The organism is Intrasporangium flavum, from assembly GCF_001956915.1.
Taxonomy (GTDB): domain Bacteria; phylum Actinomycetota; class Actinomycetes; order Actinomycetales; family Dermatophilaceae; genus Monashia; species Monashia flava.
In genome coordinates this window covers 105,326-116,901 of the sequence record NZ_MLJO01000021.1, presented here as the reverse complement: position 1 = coordinate 116,901, position 11,576 = coordinate 105,326, and the positions used below count along the sequence as shown (strand labels likewise).

General features: G+C 71.3%; 10 protein-coding genes and 1 tRNA gene. 4 read left to right on the top strand and 7 right to left on the bottom strand.

The features are described 5' to 3' along the window. Nucleotides 1-285 precede the first annotated feature (285 nt). Nucleotides 286-1,815 (top strand): LCP family protein, encoded by a 1,530-nt coding sequence (locus BIV28_RS15685; protein WP_076263352.1) that lies wholly within the window; start codon nucleotides 286-288, stop codon nucleotides 1,813-1,815. A gap of 185 nt (nucleotides 1,816-2,000) precedes the next feature. On the opposite strand, the gene BIV28_RS15680 is transcribed toward BIV28_RS15685, so the two are convergent. Next, nucleotides 2,001-2,204, bottom strand: a complete 204-nt coding sequence (locus tag BIV28_RS15680; protein ID WP_013491183.1) for a cold-shock protein — start codon at nucleotides 2,202-2,204, stop codon at nucleotides 2,001-2,003. A gap of 225 nt (nucleotides 2,205-2,429) precedes the next feature. Beyond that, a complete protein-coding gene (gene folP, locus BIV28_RS15675; RefSeq protein WP_076263386.1) occupies nucleotides 2,430-3,356 on the bottom strand; it encodes a dihydropteroate synthase in 927 nt (308 codons plus the stop codon). 600 nt (nucleotides 3,357-3,956) lie between these two features. On the opposite strand from folP, the gene BIV28_RS15670 reads away from it, so the two are divergent. After that, nucleotides 3,957-4,042 (top strand) — tRNA-Ser (locus BIV28_RS15670). 49 nt (nucleotides 4,043-4,091) lie between these two features. Here BIV28_RS15670 and mobA read toward each other — a convergent pair. The 3 genes from mobA to cysK all read right to left on the bottom strand — a co-directional run bounded on the left by mobA (nucleotide 4,092) and on the right by cysK (nucleotide 6,489). Continuing rightward, nucleotides 4,092-4,706: a molybdenum cofactor guanylyltransferase gene (gene mobA, locus BIV28_RS15665; RefSeq protein WP_207556028.1), complete on the bottom strand. Its 615-nt coding sequence runs from the start codon at nucleotides 4,704-4,706 to the stop codon at nucleotides 4,092-4,094. 44 nt (nucleotides 4,707-4,750) lie between these two features. After that, entirely contained in the window at nucleotides 4,751-5,329 is a 579-nt protein-coding gene (gene cysE, locus BIV28_RS15660) for a serine O-acetyltransferase (protein ID WP_076263383.1), read from the bottom strand. A 230-nt stretch (nucleotides 5,330-5,559) separates the two neighbouring features. Next, complete coding sequence (gene cysK, locus BIV28_RS15655) at nucleotides 5,560-6,489, bottom strand: cysteine synthase A (RefSeq protein ID WP_076263382.1); 930 nt, start codon at nucleotides 6,487-6,489, stop codon at nucleotides 5,560-5,562. Between the two features lie 245 nt (nucleotides 6,490-6,734). Between cysK and BIV28_RS15650 the strand changes: the two genes are divergently transcribed. Continuing rightward, nucleotides 6,735-9,107, top strand: a complete 2,373-nt coding sequence (locus BIV28_RS15650; RefSeq protein WP_076263350.1) for a (Fe-S)-binding protein — start codon at nucleotides 6,735-6,737, stop codon at nucleotides 9,105-9,107. A gap of 99 nt (nucleotides 9,108-9,206) precedes the next feature. Here the strand turns inward: BIV28_RS15650 and BIV28_RS15645 are convergent, their stop codons facing one another. Continuing rightward, nucleotides 9,207-10,238: a M4 family metallopeptidase gene (locus BIV28_RS15645; RefSeq protein ID WP_076263348.1), complete on the bottom strand. Its 1,032-nt coding sequence runs from the start codon at nucleotides 10,236-10,238 to the stop codon at nucleotides 9,207-9,209. Between the two features lie 116 nt (nucleotides 10,239-10,354). Between BIV28_RS15645 and BIV28_RS15640 the strand changes: the two genes are divergently transcribed. Continuing rightward, nucleotides 10,355-11,095 (top strand): transporter substrate-binding domain-containing protein, encoded by a 741-nt coding sequence (locus BIV28_RS15640; RefSeq protein WP_076263380.1) that lies wholly within the window; start codon nucleotides 10,355-10,357, stop codon nucleotides 11,093-11,095. A gap of 20 nt (nucleotides 11,096-11,115) precedes the next feature. Here BIV28_RS15640 and BIV28_RS15635 read toward each other — a convergent pair whose 3' ends face one another. Next, nucleotides 11,116-11,562, bottom strand: coding sequence for a DUF779 domain-containing protein (locus BIV28_RS15635; protein WP_076263346.1), 447 nt, complete (start codon nucleotides 11,560-11,562; stop codon nucleotides 11,116-11,118). Nucleotides 11,563-11,576: the final 14 nt, after the last annotated feature.

Here is an 11,576-nt window from a genome sequence, read left to right as displayed (position 1 = left end):
GGCGGCGGGATTTGAACCCGCGAGAGGTTTTATCCTCAACCCGCTTAGCAGGCGGGCGCACTAGGCCACTATGCGACGCCTCCGTGCCCGGCCACCGGCAGCGCGACGCGAGGCGACACGGCGACGGATGCACGGGCGGGAGTCAGGGTACCGGTGCCGGACCGCGTCGCCCAAACCGGGGTGCCCGACCCCCTGTCCGGTCCCAGATCCCGATGAGGTATCTGACAGCAACTCAGGGCACAATGACGTGTCGGCCGAGCGCCCGTGCCGAGCAGAGAGGATCCCATGACCTACCCGACAGTGCGCGGTCCGGGGGCGACCCAGACCCGCGAGACGCTGCGTCGTGAACTGAAGTCCGGCTTCCGACGTGCCCTCGGGCTCACCGTGCTCGGCACCGTCGTACCCGGTGCGGGCCTGACCCAGACCCGCAGCCGCAAGGTCGGCTGGGCGCTGCTCGTCGTGGCCCTCGCCAGCACCGCACTGCTCGCGTACTACGTCCTCACCACCGGTGTGACGAACGCCGCACTGTCCCTCGTGGCCCGCCCCAACCTCCTCATGGTGATGGCCGGGCTCTTCGTCCTCGGTGGCGTGCTCTGGTGCGGCTCCATCATCCTCACCGCGATCCAGTCGCGGCCGACGCGCCTCGACCGCACCCGCACGCGCATCCTCGCGGCGTTCACGACGCTCATGGTCTTCCTCGTCGCCGGCTCCTCCTTCAAGGTGGCCGAGTACGCGACGATCACCCAGTCGACCGTCGCCCAGGTCTTCGGCAACACCCCGGTCAAGCCCGGGCAGGGCGCCCAGGTCGCCGAGGGCGAGGACCCGTGGGCCAAGCAGGCCCGCGTCAACATCCTGCTCATCGGCTCCGACGCCGGCGCCGACCGCGTCGGCATCCGCACCGACTCGATGATCCTGGCGAGCATCGACACTAAGACGGGCCGCACCGCCCTCATCTCGATGCCCCGCAACCTGCTCAACGCACCGCTCGCTCCCAAGTCGCCGCTGCGTTCGATCTACCCGTCCGGCAGCTTCGGCGACCCCGACAGCACGTGCGACCAGGGCGCCGGCCAGTGCATGCTGACCAACCTCTACGTCGACGCCGAGAACTACGCCAAGAACCACCCGCACGCCTACCCGGCGGGCGAGTCCCCGGGCCGCACCGAGATCCGTGGCACCGTCCAGGAGGTCACCGGCCTCAAGGTCGACCAGATGGTCGTCATCGACCTCAAGGGCTTCTCCCAGCTCATCGACGCCATGGGTGGGCTCGACATCAACGTCAAGCTCTCCGGCTACGGCACGAAGCTGACCATCGGCGGCGAGCACGCCCCCGACGGCCGCCTCTTCGGCGTCAAGGGCTACTTCGAGCCGGGCTTCCAGCACCTCGACGGCTGGCACTCGCTCTGGTACGCCCGCACCCGCGCCGCCGACGACGACACCCACCGCCAGATGCGCCAGCGCTGCGTCGTGCAGGCGATCGTCAAGCAGGTCAACCCGGCCGCGATGGTCGGCAAGTACCCGGAGATCGCCAAGATCCTCAAGGACAACATCTACACCGACATCCCGGCGGCGAACCTGCCGGCGTTCGTCGACCTCGTCGAGCGCGTCCAGAAGGCGAAGATCAACAGCGTCGCCCTGACCTCGTCGGTCGGCGTCTTCTCGAGCAACCCCGACTACGACCTGGTCCGCCGGCTCGTCGAGAAGGGCATCGCCGCGCCGAAGCCGAAGCCGTCGTCGAGCGGCTCGTCGACGAGCACCCCGACCAAGACGAAGACCTCGACGCCGTCGCCGACGACGACGCCCTACGAGCAGTGCTGAGGCGGTGGGCGGCCGGGCCACCGGCCGCCCACCCGCACGGCGCCCTCCAGGCGGTCAGCGCCCCTGAGGCCCGCGGCCCGGGACGGCGCGTCCGAGGCCCGGGACAGAACAGAGCCCCCGACCATGCGGTCGGGGGCTCTGCACAAACGACGTAGGTGTCGCTCGTTGCGATGTTCTCCGGTGTGTCAGAGCGGACGAACTGCGTCGGCCTGCGGACCCTTGGGGCCCTGCGTGACCTCGAACTCGACGCGCTGAGCCTCGTCCAGCGAACGGTAGCCGTTCGACTGGATGGCCGAGTAGTGGACGAAGACGTCGGGGCCGCCGCCGTCCTGGGCGATGAAACCAAAGCCCTTCTCGGCGTTGAACCACTTGACGGTGCCCTGTGCCATACGGGTAACTCTTCCTTCTTCTGCGTGCGGGACGGCACACCTCGTGCCTCCCGAGCTGCCGCTTTGAACCCACCGGACGAGCGAACTCGCCGCGCCGAAGAGAAGACCCGCCACCGGTTGGGGACGGGCACCTGCTCGACAGCGAGGAACTGCAACTGCAACCGGAACGAACCTAGCAGACTACCGCGCCGCGGGCCTGCCGGAGATCACTGTTTTTCCGGGTGTTCACGCGTCGTCGGCCCCGACGCCACGAGGCACCCCGCGCACCGCCACCGCCTGGGGTCGGTCGCCACGGATCGTTGCGACCATGTCGAGGACGCGTCGGGTGGCCCGGACGTCGTGCGCGCGGAACACCGTGGCCCCCAGCCAGGCGGCGACTGCCGTCGACGCGAGCGAGCCCTCGAGCCGCTCCTCGGCGGGTAGGTCGAGGGTCTCACCGACAAAGTCCTTGCGCGACATCGCTTGCAGCACAGGGAAACCGAGCGTCACGACATCTGCAGTGTGGCGCAGCACCTCGAGGGAGTGCGCCGTCGTCTTGCCGAAGTCGAGGGTCGGGTCGACGAGCACCCGCTCGGCCGGGATCCCGGCCTCGACCGCGGTGCGTGCACCCCGGGCGAGGGTGGCCACGACGTCGCGGACGACGTCGAGCGGGTCGGGGCCGTAGGTGACCTCGACGGGGTCGGTGCGCGGCGGCAGCCCTCCGGTATGTGAAATGACGTATCCGGCGCCGACGCGCGCGGCGACGTGGACGAGGTCGGGGTCGTGGCCGGCCCACGTGTCGTTGACGAGGTCGACCGCACCCGCGGCCTCCCGCGCCACCTCCGAGCGCCACGTGTCGAGGCTGAGGACGGCCGACGGGTGGGCCTCGCGGACCCACTGGAGGAAGGGCACGACGCGTCGGATCTCCTCGTCGGCGTCGACGACCTCGCCCTCCTGGCCGGCCCGCACGCCGCCGACGTCGACGATGTCGGCGCCGAGCTCGAGGGCCGCGTCGACGGCGGCCTTGGCCGAGTCGAGGTCGTCGTGCCGGTTGCCGCTGAAGAAGGAGTCGCGGGTGCGGTTGACGATCGCCATGACGGCCGGGGCGGACGCGTCGAACCGCCTGCCGCGCAGGACGAGCGGGGTCGGTCGGGGCAGGTCGAGGGGGGCCAGCCGGGCGAGGATCTCGGCGGTCTCGGGCGTCGGATCCGGGCTCTGGTGTCGCGTCACACTTGCGTATCTCACGCACATCCTGACCGGTCAACCCTTGGTCGAACCATGGTTGTCGAACTGTTACCATTGTCCTGCAGACGTCGTCCGCCCTCCCGGCACCGCTCCCGTCCGGGCGGGCGGATGGTCTGCCGGTCCCGACCGTCCCGCAACGACGGTCGACCACCCGGGCCCCGGACGAGGGATCGGTCGGGGCTCACCACCCAAGGAAACTGAATACCGAGATGTCGCACTTCGTGTCGTTCTTCGCGGCGCTGAACCGCCCGTCCCGCCGCCAGCCGGTCGGGCAGTACAAGGCACACACCACCTATGAGGAGATGCTCGGTCTCCTCTGAGGGTGCCAGGCATCGATCCGCTCGCGGATCAGCATGAGAACAAAGGGACTCCGGCTCGCCGGAGGCCCTTTTTCCATGTCCGGGCCCGGAGTTGCCGCAGTGGTGCGCGAACGCCTCCGGCCCACCGGGCGGACGGCTGGTGGTGACGGTTGGGAGGGATCGCGCCGGGTGCGGCATGATGGGGGCCCGGCGTCGACTCGGCGCCGCTGGAGGGTTCGCATAGTGGCCGAGTGCAGGCGCCTTGAAAGCGCCCGAGGGAAACCTCCGTGGGTTCAAATCCCACACCCTCCGCCAGCAGCCGCCCGCCGCGCAGCAGCACCTGTCAGCTGCGACGGTGGGCGCCTCAGCCCGGTTCGCCGTCGACCGAGGCGCGCGCCCTCTCGAGGTCCTCGGGGGTGTCGACGTCTCGGGCCGGCCCGGCCGGCACCGGCACGGCGACGTGCGGCACGGTGAGCAGCGTCCGGGCCGGCCGCCCGTGCGGCTCGGGCGGGAGGACCGCCCGCAGCGCGTCCGTCCGGTAGGCGGCGAGGAGGGCGTTGTCCCGGCCGTCGACGCGGGCCACCGCCCCCCCGACGTCGGCGCCCGACGCGTCGAGCGCGGCGACGAGCGTCTCCAGCGCAGGGGCGGCGAACGGCATGTCCCCCGCCACGACGGCGACGAGGTCGCTCTCCGCCGCTGGCACCGCAGCCGCGATGCCCGCGAGCGGCCCTCCGCCGGAAGGCTCCTCGCGGACCCACACCGCATCCGGGCGAGCCGTCGGACGGACCGGCCCGACGAGGACGACGGGCCACCGGGCCGGCAGCTCCGCCAGGAGCCGGTCGAGGACGGTCGAGGCGCCGAGCGGTGCGGCGAGCTTGTCGGCGCCGAAGCGGCGCGAGGTCCCGCCGGCGAGCACGACGACGGTGACGCGTCGGTCGACGCCGACCTCGTCGCGCTCGTCGGGCTGCAGTTCGCTCACCGGGCCAGTGTCGCAGCCGGGCACGGCGGCTCAGGGACGCCGGCTCAGATGTAGATGGCCGGGTCGACCCACTGGTTGGTGGCGTCGCGCTTCGGGAAGCGCAGCACGGCCGGGATGCCGGTGGCGACGGCCCCGGCCGGGACGTCCTTGACGACGACCGAGTTGGCGCCGACCTGAACGTCGTCGCCGACGAGCACCGGGCCGAGCACGCGGGCGCCGGCGCCGATCGTCACGCGGTTGCCGACGGTCGGGTGGCGCTTGACGTGCTCGAGCGAGCGGCCGCCGAGGGTGACCCCGTGGTAGAGCATGACGTCGTCGCCGACCTCGGCGGTCTCGCCGATGACGACGCCCATGCCGTGGTCGATGAAGAAGCGTCGGCCGATGCGCGCGGCCGGGTGGATCTCGACGCCCGTGACCGAGCGGGTCACCGTGGCGAGCACGCGCGCCGGGAGCCGGCCCGCCGGGTGCTTCCACAGCTCGTGCAGGCCGCGGTGCGCCCAGATCGCGTGCAGGCCGGGCGAGGTCAGCACGACCTCGAGGCGGGTCGACGCCGCGGGGTCGCGGGCCAGCGCGCCGTCGACGTCCTCACGGGCGCGCTCGACGACGCGACGCACCCAGCCCAGCGGGCCACCCGGCCGGGCGCCGACGGGTCCCGACACGTCGACGGCGTCGACGGCGTCGGCGCTGTCGACGCGTCCGTCCGCTGCGTGCGGGACGGCAGGGGGCGCATGGCGCACGTCACGGACGATCGACAGCGCGGGCTCGGCCGCGCGACGGGACGAGCCCATCGCGTCGTCCGCGTCCCTGGTGGCTGCGGTGCTCATGTGACCGACTCCTCGAGGACCTGTGGCCCTCAGTCGACGAGGCCCTCGAAGAGGACGGTGGACAGGTAGCGCTCGCCGAACGAGGGGACGATGACGACGATCGTCTTGCCCTCGTTCTCGGGGCGCTGGGCGACCTGCGCGGCGGCGGCGATGGCGGCGCCCGAGCTGATGCCGACGAGCAGGCCCTCCTCGGTGGCGGCCCGACGCGCGTACTTGACCGCGGTGTCGGCGTTGATGTCGATGACCTCGTCGTAGACGGAGGTGTCGAGGATCTCGGGCACGAAGTTGGCACCGATGCCCTGGATCTTGTGGGGGCCGGGCTGGCCGCCGTTGAGGATGGCCGACTCCTCGGGCTCGACGGCGATGATTGTGACGTCCGGCTTGCGCGACTTGAGCACCTGGCCGACGCCGGTGATGGTGCCACCCGTGCCGATGCCTGCCACGACGATGTCGACCTCGCCGTCGGTGTCCTTCCAGATCTCCTCCGCGGTGGTCTTGCGGTGGATCTCGGGGTTGGCCTCGTTGGCGAACTGGCGGGCCAGGACGCCACCGCGCTCGGCGGCGATCTCGTCGGCCTTGGCCACGGCGCCCTTCATCCCGGTGGCGGGGTCGGTGAGGACGAGCTCGGCGCCGAAGGCGCGCAGCAGCGCGCGGCGCTCCTTGCTCATCGACTCGGGCATCGTCAGGACGACCGTGTAGCCGCGAGCGGCACCGACCATGGCCAGGGCGATGCCGGTGTTGCCCGAGGTGGCCTCGACGATGGTGCCGCCGGGCTTCAGCTCACCGCTGGCCTCGGCGGCGTCGACGATGGAGACGCCGATGCGGTCCTTGACGGAGCTGGCCGGGTTGTAGAACTCGAGCTTGGCCGCCACGGTGGCCGGAGCGCCGTCGGTGACCCGGTTGAGCCGGACGAGCGGGGTGTTCCCGATCAGCTTGGTGACGTCGTCGTGGATCGGCATGCGTGTGGCCCCTTCGGCAGTCGGCGTGGTGGTGCGGCTGTTCGGCTCGGTCGTCGGTGACAACCGGACCCTCGTTATGCATATTCCAACATCTCGTTATCGCTTGCCAAGCCGTCCGCTCAGGATCCGGTCGCGACCGGCAGCCAGGACGTGCCACGGACCCGGTCGAAACCGGGACGAGCGTCACGTCGAGGCGACCGTCACATTCACTAAGCGCTTGCTAACTCGTCAGTAGACTCCCCCGCATGAGTCCGCTCCAGATCGTCGCCGCCGTCGTGTGCCTGGGCGTCACCGCCGTCGCGGTGGCCCTGCTCGTCAAGACGGTCAACCGCTTCCTCGCGACGTTCCGGCTCGGCCAGCCCGAGGACCGCGGCGACGCCAAGGGAGCCCGCACCCGCACGCTGTTCCGCGAGTTCCTCGGCCACACGAGGATGTCGCGCCTGCCCGTCGTGGCGGCGGCGCACTGGTTCACGATGGTCAGCTTCGGCGTCCTCTTCTTCACGCTGCTGAACGCCTTCGGCCAGCTCTTCAAGCCGGACTTCGCGCTGCCGCTCATCGGTCACTTCTTCCTCTACGAGTGGGTCACCGAGTTCTTCGCGTGGACCGGGCTCATCGGCATCGTCGTGCTCATGGCGATCCGCCAGAAGAACCACCCCCGCTCGGCCGCCGGCGAGCACGGCCGGCGCAGCCGGTTCTTCGGCTCGACCTTCTGGCAGGCCTACTACGTCGAGCTGACGATCCTCGGCGTCACGCTGTGCATCCTCACGCTGCGCGGCCTCGAGTACGCCCTCGAGTTCAAGGGCGGCACCACCGGCACGACCGCCGTCGGCGACGCCAACGCGCTGCACTACCCGCTGACGGGGTGGCTCGGGAAGCTGTTCACGGGCGCGAGCGTCGACACCCTCGAGAACGCCATCGTCGTCGTTGCCGCGGTCAAGATCCTCATCAGCTTCGCCTGGATGATCACCATCGCGCTCAACCCGACGATGGGCGTCGCCTGGCACCGCTTCCTCGCCTTCTTCAACATCTTCTTCAAGCGGCACGCCGACGGCCGCACCAGCCTCGGCGAGCTCCAGCCGATCAGGGTCGGCGGCGAGGTGCTCGACTTCGAGAAGGTCGAGGACCTCGACGAGGACGCCGCCCTGGGCGTCGGCAAGGTCGAGGACTTCACGTGGAAGGGCCTGCTCGACTTCACGACGTGCACCGAGTGCGGCCGCTGCCAGAGCCAGTGCCCGGCGTGGAACACCGACAAGCCCCTCTCCCCCAAGCTGCTCGTCATGACGCTGCGCGACCACGCGCACGCCAAGGCGCCGTGGCTGCTGGCCTCCGAGGAGGTCCGCTCCGGCGGCATCGAGAAGGCCGTCGAGGACGGCGTCGTGCCGGCGTCCGCCCAGGGCGCGGTCGGCGCTGAGCAGCTCGTCGGCGAGACCGGCTACGACATCACGAACCCGCTCGGGGCCTACAACCCGCACGGGCCCGACGCCGTCATCGACGAGGACGTGCTCTGGTCGTGCACGACGTGCGGCGCGTGCGTCGAGCAGTGCCCCGTCGACATCGAGCACGTCGACGCCATCGTCGACATGCGCCGGTACAAGAACCTCATCGAGTCGGCCTTCCCCGCCGAGCTCAACAACCTCTTCAAGAACCTCGAGAAGAACTCCAACCCGTGGGGCCTCGCCCCGCGGCTGCGGATGGACTGGGCCAAGGACCTCCCCTTCGAGGTCAAGCAGGTCGGCCAGGACGTCGAGGACCTCTCCGAGGTCGAGTACCTCTTCTGGGTCGGCTGCGCCGGCGCCTACGAGGACCGCGCCAAGAAGACGACGCGCGCCGTGGCCGAGCTGCTGCACACCGCCGGCGTCGAGTTCGCGGTGCTCGGTGACGGCGAAGCCTGCACCGGCGACTCCGCCCGCCGCGCCGGCAACGAGTTCCTCTTCCAGATGCTGGCCCAGCAGAACGTCGAGGTGCTCAACGAGGTCGGCGCGACGAAGATCGTCGTCACCTGCGCGCACTGCTTCAACACCATCAAGAACGAGTACCCGCAGCTCGGCGGGCAGTACGAGGTGCTGCACCACACGCAGCTGCTCAACCGCCTCGTCCGCGAGAAGCGCCTGACGCCGGTGGCCCGCCCCGGCGAGACGGAGGAGGCCCAGCAGACAGGTGCCGCGTCGACCGGTGCCAAGGTCACCTACCACGACCCGTGCTACCTCGGCCGGCACAACGGCGTCTACGCCCCGCCGCGCGAGCTCATCGGCGCGCTGCCCGGCGTCGAGTACGCCGAGATGCCCCGCAGCCGCGAGACCTCGTTCTGCTGCGGCGCCGGCGGCGCGCGGATGTGGATGGAGGAGAAGCTCGGCACGCGGATCAACGGCAACCGCACCGAGGAGGCCCTCGCCACCGGCGCCGACCGCATCGCCATCGGCTGCCCGTTCTGCAAGGTCATGCTCAGCGACGGCCTCAACGCCGCCAAGCAGGACGGCAACGCCCGCGAGGAGGTCGAGGTCGTCGACGTCGCCCAGATGCTGCTCGCGGCGGTCCGCCGCGGCGACGGCGGCGGCGAGCCCGAGGCGATCGAGGAGCCGCAGCCCGAGCCCGACCCGGAGCCGGCGCCCACCGCCTGAGCCTTCGGCACCCTGCGAAACGGCCCCCTCCCGCACCGGGAGGGGGCCGTTCTCGTTCAGCGGACCCGACGCGTCGGCGCGCCGGGGACCGGGTGGGGGTCAGAGGATGCCGCGCGCCTGGAAGGCCTTCGTCACGGCGGTCGCAGCCGAGGACCCGTAGAGCCGCTGGGCGGCGGCGACGGTGTCGAGCGCGGCGGCCCGGAAGGTCGTGTCGGGGGCGAAGGCGAACTGCGCCTCGACGATGAGGGTCGAGGCCTTCGTGTCGCCGAGCGCGGTGCGGATGTCCCACAGGGCCCGCGACCAGATCTCGCCGTCGGCGTGCACCTCGCCGACGACGTCGGCCGGGTAGGTCTTCGTGCCGTCGAGGCGGCGCAGGCAGTGCGGGACGGTTCGCGTGTAGGACACGGAGTCCCAGTCGGCGACGCAGGCCTCGGGGGTCTTGGTCGGTGTGCCGGCGCGCCAGCTCGTGACGACGACGGCGAGGTAGTCGCCGAAGGCCTCGCCGATGGCCCCGGACTCGAGCGTCGTGCCGAAGCCGGGCACCTGCCCGTCCTGGACCGAGTGGCCGTACTCGTGCACGACGACCTCGGCGTCCTCGGCGTCGTCGACGCCGCCCTTGCCGACGGTGATGTTCGCCTTGTTGTCGCGGAAGAACGAGTTGTCGCCGCCGTACTGGTCGACGCGCAGCTCGATCTGGCGCTGGTTGACGGGCCGCAGCGCCCCGCCGAAGCCGAGGTGCTGGAGGTACTCCTGGGCGGTGGTCACCCAGTAGTAGCCCATGACCTGCTCGAACTGGTCGGCGTCGCGGTGGTACGCCGGGAAGGCGCCGTTGACCGACCTGGCGGCCGAGCCGGTCGAGCTCTTGACCCGCACGTACTGGCCGGTGAGCGTGCCCGACCCGTCGAGGTGGGTCAGCGTGACCCGGTGGTAGGCCGCGGCCAGGGCCGCGTAGTCGGCGTCCTTGGCGTCGGTGAGGGACTCGTTGCCGAGGTCCTGCACGGGGTTGGGCGAGAAGACCGTGCCGGCGGCCGTGTGGTCCCACGGGCTCGACCCGGCGGCCGGTGCGGCGGTGGCGGCGACGGCCAGCGTGGCCGCGACGGCGACCGCCGCGGCGAGGTTTCGGTGTGCCATTCCGACACTCTCCACCCGCCGGCCCCGGCGGTGGCGGGAACGGAGGTCACGACTTCGACATCCGCGACGTCGACGCACACCCGGGCGACGACATAGGACGACATAGGGTGACGCGGGTGACCACTTCCCAGAGGCCCGATGCCACCGGCCCCGCTGACGTCGCGCGCGACCTCGCACCCACCGGAGTGCTCAGGGCGTCGATCAACCTCGGCAACCCCGTTCTGGCACAGGGCAGCCCAGACGCCCCACGCGGCGTCACCGTCGACCTGGCCCGGGAGGTGGCCGCGCGGCTCGGGGTCCCGCTCGAGCTGCTGTGCTTCGACGCGGCCCGGCTCTCCTTCGAGGCAATGGCCGACGGACGCGCCGACCTCTGCTTCCTCGCCGTCGACCCGGCCCGCGCCACCGAGGTGGCCTTCACGGCGCCGTACGTCGTCATCGAGGGCGTCTACGTCGTCCCCCACGACTCGCCGGTGCGCGTCGCCGACGACGTGGACCGGCCCGGTGTCCGCGTCGGGGTCAAGGCCGGCTCGGCCTACGACCTGCACCTGTCGCGCACCCTCGCCCACGCCGAGGTGGTGCGCGGGGCCGAGGGCGTCGAGGTCTTCGCCGCCGACGGGCTCGAGGCCGGCGCCGGGATCCGCGAGCCGGCGACGGCGTGGGTCGCGAGCCATCCCGGCACCCGCCTCGTCGAGGACGCCTTCATGCAGATCCGTCAGGCGGTCGGCACCCCGGCGGGGCGCAGCGACGCGGCCCGGCGCTTCCTCCACGACCTCGTCGACGAGCTCAAGGCCGACGGGTTCGTCGCCGCGTCGCTCGCCCGGTCGGGCCAGACGGCCGCAGTGGCCCCGCCCGCCTGAGCCACCGGGAGCCTTGTGGCTCAGTCGCGCCCGTCGACGAGCAGCGTCGGTCGGTCGATGCCGAGGGCCACGCTCTCGGCGTCGGTGAACAACCGCGAGCGGATGAGGAACCGCACGCCCTCAGGTGCCTCGACGCTGAAGCCGCTACCGCGTCCGCGCACGACGTCGACCGTCAGGTGGGTGTGCTTCCAGTAGGCGTACTGAGCGGTCGACATCCAGAACGCCACAGGCGCGTCGAGCCCGTCGACGGCCAGGTCGCCCAGGTGGATGTCGGCCTCGCTCGTGATGAAGTCGCCGACGGGGAAGCACATGGGCGAGCTGCCGTCGCAGCAGCCGCCGGACTGGTGGAACATCAACGGACCGTGGATCCCGGTGAGGCGGCGAAGGAGATCCGCCGCCTCACCGGTGAGGTCGACCCGGGTTGGGGAAGCCGAGGGCTCACCGGGTGCGACCGTCTCGGGGGGCATGGGCACGCAGTCCT